The sequence below is a fragment of the Streptomyces sp. NPDC020898 genome, from assembly GCF_044333925.1.
In the GTDB taxonomy this organism is placed as follows: Bacteria; Actinomycetota; Actinomycetes; order Streptomycetales; family Streptomycetaceae; genus Streptomyces.
On sequence record NZ_JBIRRV010000004.1, the window covers coordinates 548,053 to 567,298 of the forward strand.

Here is a 19,246-nt window from a genome sequence, read left to right on the forward strand (position 1 = left end):
CGGTATGTACGCGGGGGAGCCGGCGCTTGAGGCGTACGGGCTGGGGATGCGCTACCGGCGGGGCTGGGCGCTGCGGGACTGCTCCTTCCGGCTTCCGGCGGGCAGGATCTGCGGGCTGGTCGGTCCCAACGGGGCGGGCAAGACCACGCTGCTGAGCATCGCGGCCCATGTCCTGCAGCCGACGCAGGGCTCGATCAGCCTGTTCGGCGAGGCGCCGGGCTCGGTGGAGCCCGGCCGGCGCACCGCCTTCCTCGCCCAGGAGAAGCCGCTGTTCCGCCGCTTCACCGTGGCGGAGACCCTGCGGCTGGGGCGCGAGCTGAACCCGGGCTGGGACCAGCGCGCCGCCGAGGACATCATCCGCGCGGGCAACGTGCCCTTCGACGCGAAGATCAGCACCCTCTCCGGCGGTCAGCGCACCCGCGTGGCCGTCGCCCTCGCCTTCGGCAAGCGCCCCGACCTGCTGCTCCTCGACGAGCCGATGTCGGACCTCGACCCGGTCGTGCGCCACGAGATCATGGGCACCCTCCTCGCCGAGGCCGCCGAGCGCGGCACCACCGTGCTGATGTCCACCCACGTCCTCGCCGAACTGGAGAACGTGTGCGACTACCTCGTCGTCGTCTCCGGCGGCGGCGTGCGAGTCGCCGGTGACGTGGACGAGCTGATGTCCGTGCACACCCTGGTCACCGGGGCCAGGGAGGGCGAGGGCGGCCTGCCCGCCGCCCTCGCGCACCACACCCTCGTCGAGTCCCGGACCAGCGGCCGGCAGTTCACCGCGCTCATCCGCCCCGAGGGCCCGGTCACCGGCCCCTGGGAGACGGACGCCCCGAACATGGAGGAACTCCTGCTCGCCTATCTCCGCTCACCCGACGCACCACCCCTGATCACCCCCACTGCCCAGGTCCAGGGCCAGGCGTTCGGCACCGGGACGGTGGCGGCATGAGCACTCTCACCAGCACCTCGACCGGTACGACGAGCGACAGCGGGAACGGAACCATGAGTGCGACCCCCACGAAGGCCGGCTGGCGACCCCGCCTCAGCGGTATGACCTGGCTGGTCTGGCGCCAGCACCGGGCCGGGTTCTGGACGATCCTCGCCGCCGCCGCGCTCTCCGTGGCCTGGATGGTCTACCAGCGCGGCCAGATGATGGACTTCCTCGACGGCTACGGCTATCCCGCCAAGAGCTTCGACGAGGTGGGTGAGCACTTCCAGCAGTACGTCAACGCGTTCTCCTACGTCTCCACCGGTCTCGGCGCGATACCCATCCTGCTCGGTGTCTTCCTCGGTGCCCCGCTGCTCGCGGGCGACCTGGAGAACGGCACGGCCAAGCTGGTCGCCGCCCAGTCGGCGAGCCGGGCCCGCTGGCTGGCCACCAAGCTCGGCCTGACCGCGCTGGTGGTCGTGGTGAGCACGGGGGCGCTGTCGGCGGTGTTCGGCTGGTGGTGGAACCCGGTCAAGGACCAGAACACGGTCCTGGACTGGAGCTCCGGCTCCGCCTTCGACCTCACGGGCCCCGTGCCCGTCGCCCTCACCCTCTTCACCGTCGTCGGCGGTGTGGCGATAGGCGTGGTGCTGCGCCGCACGCTGATGGCCATGGTGGTCACCTTCGGATTCGCCGTCGCCGTCCAGGTCGTCTGGGACTACTTCCGGTTGTCACTCGGCGATGTCATCACGATCACGACGAACAAGGGCGTCACCGCCGAGAACGCGTTCCCGGACCTGCCCAAGGCCGCGCTCCAGATCGACGAGTCGTACCTCACCGGCAGCGGTGACCTCCTCGGCTGGAGCACGTGCTCGGGGAGCGAGACGGACGCGGCGCGTGAGCTGTGCCTGAAGAAGGAGGACGTCGTGGGCTGGTCGGTGGACTACCTCCCGATGTCGCAGATGAACGGTATGCAGTGGCTCGGGGCTTCGATTCTCTTCGCCCTGACGGCAGTTGTCGTGGCGTTCCTTTTCTTCTGGGGACGTAAGCGGCTCGTCTGAGTAGTCGCTGGTAGTTGCTTGGCTGCAGGCCGGTGAGGGTTGGTCGCGCAGTTCCCCGCGCCCCTAAAAGCAGGGGCGCCTCCCCACTCCTTGTTTCTTTGTCCCGTCCGACGGGCTGCTTTGCCGTGCCCGGAAGTCCGGAGAGAAAGGTTTCCCTTGAACCACCGCAACAGACGAGCACGCGAGGCTTCGGCGCTCGCCCTTGCCACCGCCGCCGCCCTCACCGGGACCCTGCTCGGGGCGCCGGGGTCGCAGGCCGCGCAGACCGGGAGTCGTACGGCCGGCAGCCTCGGTGAGACGAAGACCGTCACCCTCGTCACCGGTGACCGGGTCACCCTGGACGCCACCGGACAGGTCACCGGCGTACGGCCCGCGAAGGGCCGGGAAGGCATCACCTTCCGAATATCGCGGAACGCCGACCGCACCTACGTCGTCCCGCGCGACGCCGAGCGGCTCCTCGCGAACGGCACCGCGGACCGGCGCCTGTTCGACGTGACGCAGCTGGTCAAGTGGGGGTACGACGACGCGGCCCGCCCCGACCTCCCCCTCATCGTGACGTACACCCAGGGCCACACCCTCGCGCCGAGCGCGCTGTCCGCCGCCGGTGCCCGGGTGAGCCGGGACCTGACCAGTGTGAACGGCGACGCGCTGCGGGCCCGCAAGTCCGAGGGCGCCGAGCTGTGGCAGACGCTCACCGGGAGCGGGGGAACGGCGCTCGCGATGCGGACCGCCGCCGACCGGGTCGAGAGGATCTGGCTGGACGGCAGAGTCGAGGCGGCCCTCGACAGGGGCCCCGCCCAGATCGGCGCCCCCGAGGCCTGGGCGGCCGGGTACGACGGCAAGGGCGTCAAGGTCGCCGTGCTGGACTCCGGGGTCGACGGTACGCACCCGGATCTGAAGGGCCGTATCGACGCGGCGAAGAACTTCTCCGCGGCGGCGGACACCGTCGACCGGGTGGGCCACGGCACGCATGTGGCGTCCACCGTGGCGGGGTCGGGCGCGCACGCCGGGGGGAAGTACAAGGGGGTCGCGCCGGGTGCCCGGCTGCTGAGCGGCAAGGTGCTCGACGACGAGGGCTACGGCGAGGAGTCCGGCATCATCGCCGGCGCGCAGTGGGCGATCGCCCAGGGCGCCAAAGTCATCAACCTCAGCCTGGGCGGCCCCGACAGCCCCGGTGACGATCCCGTCGAACAGGCGGTGGACGACCTGTCCGCCTCCTCCGGCGCGCTCTTCGTGATCGCCGCCGGCAACGACGGCCCCGACGCCGGCACCGTCGGCTCGCCGGGCAGCGCGGCCTCCGCGCTCACCGTGGGCGCGGTGGAGCGCGACGACTCGATGGCCGACTTCTCCAGCCGCGGCCCGACAGCGGACGGTTCCCTCAAGCCCGACCTCACCGCCCCCGGCGTCGACATCGTCGCCGCGAAGGCCGCCCAGGGCACCGAGGGCGACCCGGCCGCCGACGGTTACGTCTCGATGAGCGGTACGTCGATGGCGACCCCGCATGTCGCCGGCGCCGCCGCGATCCTCGCCCAGCGCCACCCCGACTGGACCGGCGAGCGCATCAAGGCCGCGCTCACCGCGTCCGCGAAGCCCACCGCCGGTGTGTCGGCGTTCGCACAGGGCACGGGCCGTACGGACCTCGTCCGCGCCCTCGACCAACAGCTCACCACCACCCCGGCCACCCTCGGCTTCCCCGCCCAGCAGTGGCCGCACACCGACGACCAGCCGGCCACCAAGACCCTCACTTACCGCAACGAGGGCAACGCGCCCCTCACCCTCGACCTGACCACCGAGGCGTACCGCGAGGACGGAAAGCCCGCCGCCGAGGGCATGTTCGAGGTCTCACCGAAGCAGCTCACCGTCCCGGCGGGCGGTACCGCGACCGCGCAGGTCACCGCCGACAGCAGCGCGGGCACGGCCGACGGCGCCTTCGGCGGCTCGGTCACCGCGACGGACGGGGCCGGCACCACCGTACGGACCGGTATCGGCGTGCAGCGCGAGGTCGAGTCGTACAACCTGACCGTCAAGCACCTCGACCTGAAGGGCAAGCCCGCCGGGCGTTCTGAGACCGGGGTGCAGGGCCTGGACAACCAGATCTGGAACGACTACGCGGACGACACGGACGGCGAGTTCACGGTACGGCTGCCCAAGGGGCGTTACAGCCTCGAAGGCCGGATCGACATCGGCGCGACCCCCGAGGCCGGCGACCTGGCCCTGCTCGTCAACCCGAAGTTCTCGCTGACCCGTGACACCACCCTGGTCATGCACGCCCGCAAGGCCAAGCCGATCCGGATCACCGTGCCGGACAGCAGGGCCAAGCACACCGACGCCTCCTTCAGCGTCGGGTTCGACATCGACCGGAGCCAGAGCCTCGCCACGTACCTCATGGGCAGCTTCGCCAAGCTGCGCGTCGGGCAGTTCGGCGCCAGGCTTCCCGCGAGTGAGGCGTTCGCGCAGTACAACGGCACCTGGAGGTACGGCAGTACGCGCTACCGGCCGACGATGAACCGTACCGGCGATCTGGCCGGTTTCACCGCGAACCTGAAGCCCGCGCAGTTCGCCAAGGTCACCATCGCCGCCGGCGAACCCGGCAAGGACAAGACGGGATCGCTCGTCGCAGCGCCCATGATGCCGGGCGGCCACACCTGGTTCGACTTCTACCCGGACGACTTCTCCCTGCCGGCCACCCTCACCGACTACGTCCTGCCGGGCGTGAAGTGGCGGTACGCCGTCTCTCAGGAGGGTGGCCTGGACGCGGACGGTGAGCGGGAGTGGGACGGCGGTCAGTGGACCGCGAACCCCCGTTCCTACAGCGCGGGCAAGCAGTACACCGAGCGGTTCAACACCGGCGTCTTCGGCCCGCATCTCACGGGTCCGCTGACGGGCAACGAGGACCGTCCGGGTGCCGTCCGTGTCGGTGACACCTTCCTGGCGTACCTTCCCCTCTTCTCCGACGGCGCCGGCCATGTCGGCGACTCCCGCTACAGCAAGGCGAAGAGCACCCTGTACGCGGGCGGCACGAAGATCTTCGACGTGAACTCGGACCTGGCCGGCTTCTCGTACGAACTCCCCGCCGCCAAGCGCGCGTTCCGCCTCACGACGGACGTCTCCCGCCCCACGTCGCTGTCATCCGTCTCAACCCGCGTCACCGCCGAGTGGACCTTCACCTCCGCGCACGTCACCGGCGTCGGGCAGCGGCTGCCGCTGTCGGCGGTTCGCTTCTCGCCCAAGCTGTCCATGGCGAGCACGGCCAAGGCGGGTACGCGCTTCTCCGTCCCGTTCACCGTCGAGGGCGCGGCCACCGCGGGCACCGCCCGCAAGCTGGCCTTCTCCGTCTCGTACGACGACGGCCGGACCTGGCAGCCCGCGAAGGCGGTCGGCGGCAAGCACCTCGACCTGCGCCACCCGGCGAAGGCGGGCGCGGTCTCCCTGCGCGTGACGCTCACGGACAAGGACGGCAACACCCTGAAGCAGACGATCCAGCGGGCCTACCGCACCATCAAGTAGGCAATAAAAAAAGGGGAGTTGGGCCCACCGTTCGCGCGGCGGGCCCAACTCCCCTTTGTCCTACCGCCCTACGGCGTGACCGTCAGGACCGTCGTGCCGATCGTGCCGGTGCTGTCGCCGTACTCGACCACGCCGAGATACTCGCTGCCGGGCGTGAGGTCATGCCAGGAGACGGTGGTTTCGACGGTGTCGCCCGCAGCCACGCTCCGTTCGGCCGGGGTGGCCGTGGCCGCGTTGTCCGGCTGGGTGCCCGGGCCGATCAGCCAGGTGTGGAGCGTGTACGTCTGGGCGGTGACGCCCTCGGGCAGGGCGTACTGGTTGACGTACACCACGTAGGTGCCCGGGCCGAGGTCGGCCGCCTCGTCGTTGCCGTCGTCGGGGTGGGACAGCAGGTTGCGGTCCTTGTCGTACACCCACAGGTCCACGTCACTGCCCGCCACATGGTCGGCGGAGCGGAGTGCGACGCGGGCGAGGGTGGTGCCCTCGGGGACCGTGATCTCCGTCTTGATCGTGGCGGATGTCAACTCGGCGGGCGGCGGGCCGAACCCGGGGTCCGTGCCGGTCAGGGTGCCCGTCTTGGTGGTGCCCGCGTAGAGGCCGTTCACCGTGGTGGTGAAGGTGCCCTTCCAGCCGGCCTTCGGCGCGAGGGCGACGGACCCGGTCGCGCCCTCGCCGGTGGCCGTGGCCGGTACGGCGATCGGTACGGCCCGCAGGGCGACGGCGCTGCGGACCCGGTGGTTGTCCTTGTCGCTGAGGGTGACCGAGCCGTAGACCCAGTCGTCGTAGGCCGCGTCGGTGCGGGTGAACGTCACCTTGTACGTGGCCGATCCGCCCGCCGGGACGACCAGCCGCTTCGGCTCGATCTCGGCCCTGTAGCCGTGCGGGGTCTGGAGCTTGGCGGTGTAGACGCCGGTGGTGGCGGTGACGTTGGTGACCGTGCGGGTCACCGTCTGCCTGCCGGCCAGGTCGCCGACCGAGATGTTCGGGGTGTTGAGGTCGCTCGCGTCGGTCTTCGGGGCGGTGGCGCAGGCGTCGCTGCCGTCACCGGTCACCGGCTGGTCGCCGAGGGCGCACATGTACGACGTCCAGTCGGCGGAGTGCGAGTCGTAGACCAGACCGGGGTCGGCGGCGGTGTTCGGTACGACGTGTCCGGAGCCGTAGTCGAGCGGGGTGGCCGGGCCGTCGACGTTGGAGCGCGCGATCGGCTTGCCCTCGTTGTCCTTGGTGGTCGCGGTGGTCATCAGCGCCGACTTGACCTCCATGGGGGACCAGTCGGGGTGCAACTGCCGCAGCAGCAGGGCGAGTCCGGCGACATGCGGGGAGGCCATGGACGTACCGGACATGATGCCCTGCTCGCCCTTGAACGCACCGGCCGCGTTGGCCGGAGAGGTGCCCGCGACGATGTCCATGCCGGGGGCCGCGATGTCGGGCTTGATCTGGTCGCCGCCGCTGGTGAGGTCCGGGCCGCCGGAGGAGAACCCGGCGATCTGCGGGGCCCGCTGGTGCACGGCCTTCGCGGCGCCGAGCGTCGCGGTGGCGGCGGTGCCCGTGCTGTCGGCGTACGCCTTCACGGCCAGGCCGCCCGGGGACTTGAGATAGGCGGTCGGGACGGTGTGGGCGTCGGCGATCGTGTCGTCGGACGGGTTGACGTAGTACAGCACCATGCCGACGCCGCCCGCGGCCTTGACCTGGGCGCTCTTGTCGACGCGGGCGTTGACGCCGCGCTTGCAGAGCACGATCGCGCCCTTGACCCGGTCCGGGTCGAGGCTGTCCGGGACGCACAGCTCGGCCCGGCCGGGGTCGACGCCGTCGCGGGCGGCCTTCGCCGCGTCGACGAGCGGCGCGGACGGTACGGCGGAGGCGTTGACGCCGACGCCGTCGTACGTGGCGCCGTTGCCGAGGGTGACCGTCGTCCGGTAGGCGAGGTCGTGGCCGGCGGCGGCCACGGTGGTCACCCACGGGACGTTGTTGGAGACGGTGCCGCGCCCGGAGTTGCCCGCCGAGGTCGAGACGAAGACGCCCGCCTTGGCGGCGTTGAACATCGCCGTGTACTCGATGGTGTTGGTGGGGTCGCCGTTGCCGCCGCCGATGGAGTAGTTGATGACGTCGACGCCGTCGGCCACGGCCTTGTCGTAGGCGGCGGCGAGGTCCACCGACCAGCAGCCGTCGTGCCAGCAGGCCTTGTAGGCCGCGACGCGGGCGGCCGGGGCGAGCCCCGACATACGGCCGGATATGCCGGTGTCGGGCACCGCGGCGGCCACGTCGTAGTTACCGGCCGAGGTGGTCGCGGTGTGCGTGCCGTGGGACTCGGCGTCCATCGGCGACGCCCAGTCGGTGCCGTCGGGGTCGGACAGGCCCTTGTTGAAGTACTGGGCGCCGATCACCTTGTTGTTGCAGGTGACTCGGTGCGCCGGGTCGGCCCCCGGGTCGCAATTGCCCTTCCACTTCTTGGCGATGACGTCGGCATCGGCGAGCGGTTCCGGAAGGGCTGCGAGGGAGGGGTTGGCCGTGTCGATCCCGGTGTCGATGACACCGATGATGAGACCCCGGCCCGCGTTCTTCTGCCCGCCGGGCACCTTGGAGTAGAGCCCGCCCGGCTCCTTCAGCCCGAGGAACCTGGCGGTGTCGGCGACGGGAAGCGTGCCGGAGGACGCGGTGGCGCCGGCCGCAGCCGTCGTACGGGTCGTGGCGGCCGTATCGCTGTCCGCGATGGGCGAGGTGGTCGAGGTGGCGGCCAGCTGGCGCATCTCGTTGCGGGCCAGCGAAACGACACCCGGCGTACGGGCCAGGGTATTCGCCTGACGGGCCGTCAACTTCGCGGCGAACCCGTTGAGTACGTACTGGTAGCTGTACAGCGGCCGGACGCCCGGCACCTCGTCCAGCACCTTCTCGCGCTGCGTCTTCAGACGGCCGACGTAGTCCCGTACGGCCCCCGTCCCCGTGTTGAGGCGCTTGCCCGGCGCGGGCGCGGTCTTCGCGTACGTGGCGACGGGATCGTCGGCGAGCTGGACGAGATAGGTGCCGGCGGTGTGCGACTGCTGTGCGCTGTCGGCCGGTTGCCCTGTTGCGGCCGGGTCACCCGGCGCGGCCTGGGCGAGGGGGCCGTAGGCGAGGATCAGGCCGCCGGCGAGTACCGGCGCGAGCAGGGAGGCTGCTCTGCGGCCGACGCGGGGGCGTCGGCCGGGGTGCTGCTGGGGCAAGGTGGTGCCTTTCCCGAATGGAGTGGTCAAGTCCCCGAGATCAAGGTCATCTTGTTGTCCATGAGCCTGTGTGAGAAGGCTGAAGTGCTTGAAAGGTCAGTAACTACACGGTTTCTTCACGGAGTTCACTGACTACTTTCCAGTAGCGATTCTCTTCGGCCGCGACCACCGTCCGGCCCGCTCTTTGGTGAACTAGCCGGTAACTTACTCTTGACAAAGTGGAGTCGCTTTCGAAATCGCAGGTTACACGTTCAAATGGCGAGCGGGTCACGGCAGTTGGGCACCTCTGGATGTCATGAGATGCCCCGGTAACAGCCGGATGGCGCATGGCGAATTTACGCCATCTTTGCCGCCTGGATGCCTTAACTCTCAATAACTTGGCGTCACTTGAGCAAAGCTTGGCTTTCATCTATCCCTTCAACAACCCCCCGCACCCCTTCAGCACCAGGGACTTCGTATGCCCTCCACCACCCCCCATATCCCCCCGATACCCGGCATGAGACGAGCCGTCCGGGTCGCCGTGGCCGCCGGTCTGGTGACCGTGCTCGCCGCCGCCGGACCCGTACCCTTCGCCTTCGCCGCCGACAACTCCACCGGCCCGGTTCTGGACGTCGACGACACGTCCGCCCCCGCCCTCAAGTCCGCGCACGACAAGCTCGGTTCGGTTGACGCCGGTCTCCTCGCCGAGGCCGAGGCCGACGGCGACCGGACCGTCACGATGATGATCGCGACGGCGCCCGGGCAGACCGAGCAGGTCGTCAAACAGCTGGACGCGGTCAAGGGCGGCTCCGTCGGCCGCACCTACGACAAGCTCGGGTACGTCCGGGCCACCGTCCCCACCGGCCGCGCGGGCTCTGCCATCGCCGCCGCCGTGAAGCTCTCCTCCGTGCACGGCATCGACCTGCGCGACGAGATCTCGCTCGACGAGCCGCTGCCCGGCTCCGACACCGCCAAGGGCGCCGCCCTGAAGGCGACCGCGGTGCCCTCGGAGACCGCCGACACCTACCCCGGGCCGGACAAGAACACCCCGGCCGTGAACCCGTACAACCCGTCGTTCGAGACGGGCGCCGTCGACTTCGTGAAGAAGCACCCGACGGCGGACGGGCGGGGCGTCACCATCGGTGTCGTCGACACCGGCGTCGACCTCGGCCACCCCGCGCTGCAGACGACCACCACCGGCGAGCGCAAGATCGCCGACTGGGTGACGGCCACCGACCCGATCATCGACGGCGACGGCACCTGGCGTGCGATGAACACCTCGGTGACCGGCACCGACTTCACCTATGACGGCCAGAGTTGGAAGGCCCCGTCCGGCTCGGACACGTACCGGATCAACCTCTTCCGCGAGTCGGTCACCGCGGGCGGCAAGGTCGAGGACGGTGAGCCCGACGGCGACGCGAACCGTGACGGCGACACCACCGACGCCTGGGGCGTCCTCTACGACGCGACGACCGGCACGGTCACCGTCGATGTGAACGACAACGGCGACTTCGCCGACGACGAGCCGATGAAGCCGTACAAGGACGGCCACCAGATCGGTTGGTTCGGCACGGACAACCCCGCCACCGCCATCTCCGAACGGCAGCCGTTCGTCGTGGAGATCCGCAAGGACGTACCCATGGACCCGTACGGCGGCGACTGGGTCGGCAAGACGTCCGACTTCGTCAACATCGGTGTCGTCAACGAGTCGCACGGCACGCACGTCGCCGGTATCACCGCGGCGAACGGCCTGTTCGGCGGCAAGATGAACGGGGCTGCCCCCGGCGCCAAGATCGTCTCGTCCCGCGCCTGCATCTTCGGGGGCGGCTGCACCAACATCGGGCTCACCGAGGGCATGATCGACGTCGTCGTCAACCGTGGCGTCGACATCGTCAGCATGTCGATCGGTGGGCTCCCCGCCGTCAACGACGGCAACAACGCGCGCTCCGAGCTGTACACCCGCCTGATCGACCAGTACGGCGTCCAGCTGGTGATCGCGGCCGGCAACTCCGGCCCCGGCGCCAACACCATCGAGGACCCGGGCCTCGCGGACAAGGTCATCTCGGTCGGCGCGGGCGTCTCCAAGGAGACCTGGGCCGCCGACTACGGCTCCGTCGTGGAGAAGAAGTACGGCCTGTTCACGTTCTCCTCGCGCGGTCCGCGCGAGGACGGCGGCTTCGCGCCCACGCTCGTCGCCCCCGGCGCCGCGGTCAGCTCCCTCCCGAGCTGGATGCCCGGCGACCAGTTCTACTCGGAGTACACGGGCTGGACACTGCCCCCGGGCTACGGCATGTACAACGGCACGTCGATGGCGACCCCGCAGGCCTCGGGCGCGAGCGCGCTGCTGCTCTCCGCCGCGAAGCAGCAGGGCATCGACCTCACCCCGGCGAAACTGCGCACGGCCCTGACCTCCACGGCCGGCCACATCAAGGACCTCCAGGCGTACGAGGAGGGCGCGGGCCGCATCGACATCATGGCGGCGTGGAAGCAGATAGCCGAGGGCGCGGCGCTGCACTCCGCCGAGCCCGCCCAGTACACGGTGAAGGCCCCGGTCGACACCGCGCTCGACCCGTACCTGAAGACCCCGGGCTTCGGCACCGGCCTCCACGACCGCGAGGGCGGCCTGAAGGCGGGCGAGAAGAAGACGTACGACGTCACCATCACGCGTACGACCGGCCCCGCCACGCCGGTCCCGCACACGCTCCGTCTGAAGAACAACACGTCGGACACCTTCTCGATCGTCGGCCCGACGACGGTCCTCCTCCCGCTGAACCAGCCGGTCACCGTCAAGGTCCTGGCCGCGCCGACGGCGGTGGGCATCAAGAGCGCCCGCCTGGAGGTCGACGACCCGACGACCGTGGGCATCGACCGGCAGATCATGACGACGGTGGTGGTCTCCACTCCCGTTGCCGCCCCGGGCGGCTACACCTTCTCCGCCTCGGACTCCGTGCAGCGCAACAGCGCGAAGTCGTACTTCGTGACGGTCCCCGAGGGCGCCACCTCGATGGAGGTCGCGCTCGACGGACTGAAGGACGGCAGCTGGACGGTCGCCAGTGCGGTCCACCCGTACGGCATCCAGACGAAGGACGACGACCCCAAAACGTCCGACGTGGCCGCGTACCCGAGGCCGAAGGCCGGTGTCTGGGAGATCGTGGTCCAGTCGTACTACGCCACGGAGATGCTCGACAACCCGTACAACCTGCACGTCAAGGTGTACGGCACGACCTTCGACCCGGAGCCCGTGACCGTCCCGGAGGTGAAGGCGGGCACCCAGGCCGCCGTCTCCTGGACGGCGACGAACACGTACGCGGCCCTGGACGGCACGTTCAGCGGCGGCTCGCTCGCCTCGGCGCAGACCGCGCACCCGACCATCGCCGACCAGGAGACGCAGAGCTACACCGTCGTGGTGCCCGAGGGCGCCACGACACTGGACGCCGCCATCAGCGGGATCGACGACTTCACCGTCGACCTCGACCTGATGGTGTACGACGCCGACGGCAACCTGGTGGACCAGTCGGCGGACGGTGACTCGGACGAGTCCGTCTCCATTCCCGACCCGGCCGCCGGTACGTACACGGTCGAGGTGTTCGCGTTCGACGTCCCGGCGGGCTCGGTCGCGTACGACTACCGCGACGCGTTCTCCTCCTCCGCGCTCGGCACGGTCACACCGGCCGACCAGGACCCGGTGAAGCTCGGCTCGGGCGACACGAGGACTGTCTCCGCGACCGTCACGGCCAAGGAGAACGTGGCCGAAGGCCGCGAACTCCTCGGTGAGGTACGCCTGGTCAACGCCCTGGGCACGGCCGCGGGCGTGGCCACGGTGAAGATCACCAAGGTGACGCCGTAGGCGTACGCCCGTCTTCCGCCTTACTGAGCGCCCGGGTCGGCTTTGCCGGCCCGGGCGTTCTGGTGCTCCGGCGTTCTTACCGGATTCATGAGGGGGAAAGGGGCCCCTCCCGGCAGGTATGTCAGCAGGGGGAGTTAATGTCCGACCTGCCAGTTCACACCCCTTGCCCCAGGAGCTCCATGCGCCGCCTGAAGCAGGTCTCGCTCACATCGGCGACGGCGATATCGCTCGTAGCGGGCCTGACCACCGCCACCGTCGGTCTGACCGGCCCCGCCGCCCGGGCCGACAGCACGGCCGCGCTCCCGCTGTCCCAGTACGCGCACATGCTGGTCGACACCGCTCACCAGCACATCTTCTTCAGCCAGGGCCCCGGCTCGACCGCCATCGTGGTCACCGACCTGTCCGGCACCCCGGTCACCACGATCGCGAACGAGCAGGGCGCCACAGGCCTGGCCCTGTCCCCCGACGGCGGCACGCTCTACGCGGCCCTGACGGACGGCGACGCACTGGCGGCCATCGACACGACGACCCTGACGGAGTCCACCCGCATCCCGACGGGCACGGACAGCGCCCCGGTCTCGGTCGCGGTGGCGGGCGGCAAGGTCTGGTACGGCTACACGAACACGAACACGAACACGGATGCGACGGAAGGCGCGGGCGCCATAGGTTCGATGGACCCGGAGGCCTCCGCCCCCGCAGCCACCCCCGAGCCCTCGATGTCGCACTGGTCTGTGGCCCCCCTGCTGGCAACGGGCGGCGGAGTACTCGCCGCCGAGGAACCGCAGCAGAGCCTCAGCCACGTAGCCACCTACGACGTCTCCTCCGGCACACCGACCGCCAAGGCCGACACCTTGGTCCACGGCGGCACGGCAACCGGCCTCCAGGTCACCGCCGACGGCGCGCAGCTGCTCCTCGCCGCCCCCCAGCAGCCCGCCCTCCAGGCGTACCGCACCGAGGACCTGGCCCCCGCCGACCGCCCCGTGTACTACACCGGCGGCGTGAACTCCGCCCCGAACTCCCTCGCCGCCGACACCGACGGGACGATCGCCGTCGGCTCCACCGCGGGCTCGGCCGCCGGCCTGTACCTCTACGCCGGTTCGGGCCTCGCCGAGAACAAGGTCACGTTCCCGACCGGCACCCTGGCCCCGGACGGCCTGGAGTGGGCAGCTGACGGCACGACGCTGTACGCCGTCACGAAGGACCCGGCGGGCGCCTACACCCTGAACGTGCTGAGCGATGCGAAGCTCACCGACACCGAACTGACCCTGAACGCCCCGCAGTACGCGGCCCCGACCCAGCAGTTCACGTTCAAGGGAACGCTCAGCACCAAGGGCTGGCTCCCGGCAGGCGCGAAGCTCCAGGTGACCCGGGACGGAGCGGAACTGCCGGACGCCACGGCCACGGTCGCCAAGGACGGCACGTTCTCCGTCACCGACACCCGCCAGGACGAGGGCGCGTACACGTACGAGGTGACGTACGCCGGAGACGCGACGCACCGCCCCGCGAAGGCCTCGCTGACAGTCCACGTGGCGAAGCTCCTGACCACGATCCCGTTCCCGGACCTCACCTCGGCGAAGCCGGGCTCGGTGGCCTTCACGGGCTCGCTCATGACGTCCCTGAACCTCGGCAGCCTTCCCCAGGGCACCACGGTCCAGGTCTCCAGGACGAACGAAGACACGCAGGCAACGGCACAACTCCCGTCGGTCCAGGTCGACCCGGCCACCACGGAGTTCAAGGTCACGGACGCCCCGGGCACTGCGGGACGGTTCACCTACCACCTCTCCTACGCGGGTGACGCCACGCACGAGCCGACGTCCTCGGACGCGACCGTCGAGGTCTCCCCGTACACCCCGGCCCTGACCCTGAAGGCCCCCGGCACAGCAACACGCGGCGCCGCGCTGACCTTCACCGGCACCCTGACCGACGCGCCGTACGCAACGGGCGAGACGGTGACGGTGACCCGAACGGACGCGGCCCACACCTCAACTCCGGTGCGCTGGACGACAGTTGTGGGTGCGGCCGGCAACCTGACGATCAAGGACACGCCGACCATCGGCGGCGCCAACACCTATACGGTCAGCTACCCGGGCGACACCTCCCACCAGGCGGCGACTGCCTCGGCGATCGTCCAGGTGTCGCGGGTCGCGACGAGTGTCACCGTGGCGACGAACGCGTCCACTTACACCTACGGCGCGACGGCCACGGTGACGGCGCACTTGGGCACGACGTACAACAGCCGCTCAGTGTCGATCTGGGCGCAGCCGTACGGCGCCACGAAGAAGACACTGGTCAAGACGGCGACCGCAGACACCCAGGGCAACGTGAAGGGGACGTACACCCTGACCCGCAACACGACGTTCACGGCGTCGTTCGGGGGCGACTACCGGTACGCCCCCGCCTCGGTGGCCCGGACCGTGTACGACCAGGTGAGAATCACCCAGACCCTGGGCGGCTACTACGGCAACGTCACGTACAGCGGCATTCCTTACCGCGTCTACCACCACACCGTGAAGCCACGAGTGACGGCGACGGTGACCCCCAACAAGGCCGGCCAGTGCCAACGCTTCCAGGCCCAGGAGTTCTACAGCGGGGCCTGGCACACGCTGACTACGTCGCCCTGTTTCTCCCTGGACGCGAACAGCACGGCGGTGACTTCACTGAGCCTCACGAACGCGGTCAATCAGAAGTTCCGGGTGCGGACTCAGTATGTGAGCAGCGCTACGGATAAGAGCAACGTGAGCACTTGGGGTGGGTGGGGGTATTTGACGGTGCGGGTTTGAGGACGACATCTGCTCAGCTGTCCGGAGGCGCACTGCCACCGCGAGATGCTCGCCGCGATGCGCTCCCCTCTCGTCGACAACGGCGGCTCAGGTAAGTAGGGGTCGGAGCCGACGACTTGGCAGTCCGGCGCCGAGGCCTGTTGTCAGTGGGTTCTGCGATCGTGTGCGTCGTGGACGAAGTCGTGGAACGTGTCGATGCGCAGGACCGTGTGCTGGGGCCGGTGAGCCGGAGAGACGCCGTCCGGGAGGGCTGGCTGCACCGGATCGCCGTGGTCGTGTGTCACGACCGGCAGGGTCGGATCCTCGTCCATCGGCGTGCTGAGCAAGTGCCCCGATTCCCGGGGCACTACGAGGTCGGAGTCGGTGGAGCCCTGGGAGTCGGGGAGTCCTACGAGCAGGCGGCCACCCGTGAGTTGGACGAGGAGCTGGGGGTGTCGGCGGCAGTGCGCTTTCGGTTCAAGTTCCTCAACCGAAGCGGTCTGAGCCCTCACTGGCTCGGGGTGTGTGACGCCGTCGTTCCCCGGGCTGTCATGCCGAACCCGACCGAGGTCGCCTGGCACGGCTGGCTGAGCGAGTCCGACCTGCCGCGGATCCTTCGGGAGTGGACTTTCACTCCCGACAGTCCGGAGATCCTGGATCGGTATCTCGCCGGCCGTGCTGATGGGACGCCTGCGCGGTGACTGCGCTGTGCTCTTGAGCTGGGTCAGGGGGACCGGGACTCCATGTGCGCCTGGAAGCGGGGCGACGCCGGGGAGGGCGGGCAAACGCTTCCGCCGTGCCGGGGTGGTAGGGCGTCGGTGTCGGCGGTCGAGATCGTTTACCCGACAACGCGAATATTGGCGTTGTTGCGTCGACGTCCCCGAATTGCCCGCCGTATCGTCGTGTCCGAGAGCCCCAACAGGGGTCAGGCGCAAGGGAGTTTCCAGCATGGCGCGTGAGGAACTGACCCGGCTTACTGGTAACGGCAATGGGGAGTGCGGCGAGGACGACTGTCCCAACATCTACCGGACCGCAAGCGGCTCGCTCATCGTCCAGGGCGACGTGTCCAACGTCTTCCACCCTCCCCACGGGGAGGGGCTGGTGGAGATCCCGGAATCAACTCTCAGGGAGGCAGTTCGTGCTCTTGGCTGGTGAAGCCTGGAAGGCCAAGTTCCGGGACTTCCAAAGTGAGGCATGGCGCCTTGAGGCCCTACCCGTCTACAAGGTCCCGCAGGAAGAGGAAGCGATCCGGGCCTATTTGGCAGGCGAACGCATCGATCCTCATACGCACTCGAGCACCTACACGGAGGACCTGAAGAGGGTGCGCCGTGAAGGGAAGAGTAAGGGGCGCGTGCACATCGTTACCCGGCCTCTTTCTGTGTACCTTCAGTACGAGTTCATGTGTTACCAGCCGCACGTGTGGGCCGGTGATGAAATCCGAATCATGGATGTGACCGGCAGAAGTAACCCGCTGGCCGGTGTCCAGGATTTCTGGATGTTCGACAAGAAGGAAGTCGTCCTCATGCATTATGAGTCGGACGGCACTCAGATCAACCGGGAAGTGTATGAGGGTGACGTGGCGCCCTTCATCGAATACCAGCGCATCGCATTGGCTGAGTCGGTGCCCTTTGAGGAATACGTGAAGGGTCTTGACGTTTGAGCCGGAAGAGCTAGGCCAGTCAAGAGCAGACCTGGCTGAAACTCTCAAGACGCTTCGCAAGCGAGTCGGGATCAATCAGACCCGGCTCGCTCAGCGCTGTAATATGTCCCAGACGAAGATCAGTAATATCGAAGGCGCGAAGATCACGCCGAGCCTTGTTGACGTAGAACTGATTTTGAGAGCCTTGAATGCGCCGTCTGATCTCGTCTCGCGTATAGTCGCGCTTGCTCAAATGGCCAACATTGAATGGCAGGACGTGTGGTCGCAACGTCGGACTGGTCTGGAGAAGAAGCAGAACGAGCTGGCCGGCTTCGAGCGGTCCTCCACGGAATTTCGGTACTTTCTACTGTCCATGGTTACTGGCCTGCTCGCCACACCCGAGTATGTGAGGGCCAGCCTCGCTCGTAACCTTGGGGATAACAGCAAGGCGATCGCGAAGAAGCTGGAACGACAGTCAGTTCTCTACGATACGTCGAAGCGTTTCACCTTCATTCTCACAGAGCAGGCCGTCAGGTGGCCGTTTCTCCCCGCCTCGGCCATGGCTATGCAGGTGGATCGGTTGATTTCGATCAGCCAGTTGCCCAACATTCGCCTCGGCGTCATCCCTTTGGAAGGTCACTTGCCGACGGCCCCTCTGAACACATTCACCGTCTATGACTCACGGATAGCGACGGTGGAGACGCAGACGGGAGCGATGGTGTTCCGGGACCGCCGAGATATTTCTGCCTACCTCGAAGAATTCACTGTGTACGAGAGGTGTGCTTTGTTCGAGGAAGAAGGGCGGGAACGTCTGTCCGAGTGGGCTCGCCAGTTCCGCTCATGATCTTTACCCGACAAGGCAAATAACCCTGGATATTGCCTCGGATGTGCCTGACTATGGATCAGGATCGAAGTCGGGGAGGATCGATGGCGGGTATGCGGAAGCCTCATGGGTATGGACTCACGGAACTGCCACCGGAACCGAAGGCGGCGCCAGGGTGCAGTGTGTGTCTCGGTATCAGCGTGCGCCGGGAGAATTCTAGGTCGGTGGGAGACTGCAGTGCTGTTTCAGACGCGAACGTCGAGCTGCGCCAGCATCATGCGGAGGCGCATTGATGGATATGCAGACGTGGCGCGACAGTCGCAGTCGAGCGGACCATTCCACTCAAGCGCTTCGCGAAGCGCTGGTCGCTCTCGGTCTTCCAGAACGTGTGCAGGAGCAGCTACGACCGCTGGTCACGCATTCAGGGGTGCCGTTTGTTCACGTCGGAATACTCCGAGTCGAGTACGCCGAGCTGATAGCAGACGCGTTCCGCATCTCCGCCGAGGCGAAGATTCAGCGTCGGTGCGTATCGAATTTATCTCGCACTCAGGGACTTCCGCCCGATCCGGGCGGCGGCGGTCAGCCATGGCCGCGATCAGGTGAGCAGGAAGGTGGAGTGATGCTGGACGGATCCGATCTGTATGCGCTCGACATCAACGGGGCCTCGTTCGTGAAGGCGTGCGGTGGCCCCTGTAGCGAGGGATGCGTGACCCTGGCCCGGATCGGCGACGACGCCTGGGCCCTGGGTGACAGCAAGCGGCCGGACGCTGTGCCGTTGCGGTTCACCACCGAGGAGTTGGACGCGGCGGGCATCGACCCGGCGCGGTTCGGTCTGCCGGTCTGACGCCTCCCTCCCCAGGACGGCCGGTCCCGGTTCCCCCTCGACACACACGGGCCGGGACCGGCTGGTTACTCGATCCCCAACTCCGAGAACGGGTACGGCTGGTGCACCATCACGGCTATCTGTGGACAGGCCCGAAAGAGCGCTTCGACCAGGAGGCGCTACGGCGGCCTCCTCATCCCGAGCCGCCTCCGGCCGGTAGCAGGCCGGAACAGATCCAGCGGTACCGCGAAGTGGCCGCGGAGTTCCCGGTGGTGGATCTGCCCCCGCTGGAGACGGCGTACTGGCTGATCAAGCCGGCTTCTCTGGTGCGCGGCACGTGGGACGAGGCGAAGGAGGCGGCGGCGTGGCTCGGGGAGCGGCTGGCGGAGTACGCGCCCCGGTTCGCCTTCGAGGGCGACCGCGACATCACCAGGCTCGCCACGCTGATCAACTCTGCCGCGGCGCGGCTGTGTTCGGGCGCTGACGTGTCGCTGGGCGTCTACCTGGACCGTCCCTCGTACCTGTCGCTGGCCGTGGTGACGTGCTCTCCGAATCGTGCGCGGCCTGAACTGGCGTGCCCTGCGCGGTAGTCGGCGTGAACCTGTGCCGGCCATTTCCGTTACGTGTCACCGTGCGGTGGGTCCCTGCGGCACCGGCTGACCTGAGGGTCTCTGGAGGCGTGTCGCACA

12 protein-coding genes are annotated in these 19,246 nt (G+C 68.6%); 11 read left to right on the top strand and 1 reads right to left on the bottom strand.

The window, feature by feature from the left end:
* Positions 1–4 precede the first annotated feature (4 nt).
* The 3 genes from ACH4TV_RS16875 (at position 5) to ACH4TV_RS16885 (ending at position 5,487) form a co-directional block, all read left to right on the top strand.
* The gene (locus ACH4TV_RS16875; RefSeq protein ID WP_398398849.1) at positions 5–940 is read left to right on the top strand and encodes an ABC transporter ATP-binding protein; all 936 of its coding nucleotides are present in this window, start codon (positions 5–7) and stop codon (positions 938–940) included.
* Positions 937–1,980: an ABC transporter gene (locus tag ACH4TV_RS16880; protein ID WP_398398648.1), complete on the top strand. Its 1,044-nt coding sequence runs from the start codon at positions 937–939 to the stop codon at positions 1,978–1,980. Before ACH4TV_RS16875 ends, ACH4TV_RS16880 begins: the two co-directional genes overlap by 4 nt.
* A gap of 156 nt (positions 1,981–2,136) precedes the next feature.
* Complete coding sequence (locus ACH4TV_RS16885; RefSeq protein WP_398398649.1) at positions 2,137–5,487, top strand: S8 family serine peptidase; 3,351 nt, start codon at positions 2,137–2,139, stop codon at positions 5,485–5,487.
* A gap of 68 nt (positions 5,488–5,555) precedes the next feature.
* Here ACH4TV_RS16885 and ACH4TV_RS16890 read toward each other — a convergent pair whose 3' ends face one another.
* Positions 5,556–8,687 carry a S8 family serine peptidase gene (locus tag ACH4TV_RS16890; protein WP_398398650.1) on the bottom strand — a complete coding sequence of 1,044 codons (3,132 nt, stop codon included), beginning with the start codon at positions 8,685–8,687 and terminating at the stop codon, positions 5,556–5,558.
* A gap of 496 nt (positions 8,688–9,183) precedes the next feature.
* Here ACH4TV_RS16890 and ACH4TV_RS16895 point away from each other — a divergent pair, with 496 nt between their 5' ends.
* The 8 genes from ACH4TV_RS16895 to ACH4TV_RS16930 all read left to right on the top strand — a co-directional run bounded on the left by ACH4TV_RS16895 (position 9,184) and on the right by ACH4TV_RS16930 (position 19,147).
* Complete coding sequence (locus ACH4TV_RS16895) at positions 9,184–12,513, top strand: S8 family serine peptidase (protein ID WP_398398651.1); 3,330 nt, start codon at positions 9,184–9,186, stop codon at positions 12,511–12,513.
* A gap of 179 nt (positions 12,514–12,692) precedes the next feature.
* On the top strand, positions 12,693–15,293 hold the full coding sequence (locus tag ACH4TV_RS16900; RefSeq protein ID WP_398398652.1) for a hypothetical protein: 2,601 nt from the start codon (positions 12,693–12,695) through the stop codon (positions 15,291–15,293).
* A gap of 170 nt (positions 15,294–15,463) precedes the next feature.
* Complete coding sequence (locus tag ACH4TV_RS16905) at positions 15,464–15,973, top strand: NUDIX domain-containing protein (RefSeq protein ID WP_398398655.1); 510 nt, start codon at positions 15,464–15,466, stop codon at positions 15,971–15,973.
* A 247-nt stretch (positions 15,974–16,220) separates the two neighbouring features.
* Positions 16,221–16,427, top strand: a complete 207-nt coding sequence (locus tag ACH4TV_RS16910; protein WP_398398657.1) for a hypothetical protein — start codon at positions 16,221–16,223, stop codon at positions 16,425–16,427.
* Positions 16,411–16,932: a DUF6879 family protein gene (locus ACH4TV_RS16915; protein WP_398398659.1), complete on the top strand. Its 522-nt coding sequence runs from the start codon at positions 16,411–16,413 to the stop codon at positions 16,930–16,932. The genes ACH4TV_RS16910 and ACH4TV_RS16915 overlap by 17 nt, the downstream gene beginning before the upstream one ends.
* The gene (locus ACH4TV_RS16920; RefSeq protein WP_398398661.1) at positions 16,922–17,755 is read left to right on the top strand and encodes a helix-turn-helix domain-containing protein; all 834 of its coding nucleotides are present in this window, start codon (positions 16,922–16,924) and stop codon (positions 17,753–17,755) included. The genes ACH4TV_RS16915 and ACH4TV_RS16920 overlap by 11 nt, the downstream gene beginning before the upstream one ends.
* A gap of 598 nt (positions 17,756–18,353) precedes the next feature.
* The gene (locus ACH4TV_RS16925) at positions 18,354–18,578 is read left to right on the top strand and encodes a DUF397 domain-containing protein (protein ID WP_398398662.1); all 225 of its coding nucleotides are present in this window, start codon (positions 18,354–18,356) and stop codon (positions 18,576–18,578) included.
* A 101-nt stretch (positions 18,579–18,679) separates the two neighbouring features.
* The gene (locus ACH4TV_RS16930; protein ID WP_398398664.1) at positions 18,680–19,147 is read left to right on the top strand and encodes a hypothetical protein; all 468 of its coding nucleotides are present in this window, start codon (positions 18,680–18,682) and stop codon (positions 19,145–19,147) included.
* Positions 19,148–19,246 lie beyond the last annotated feature (99 nt).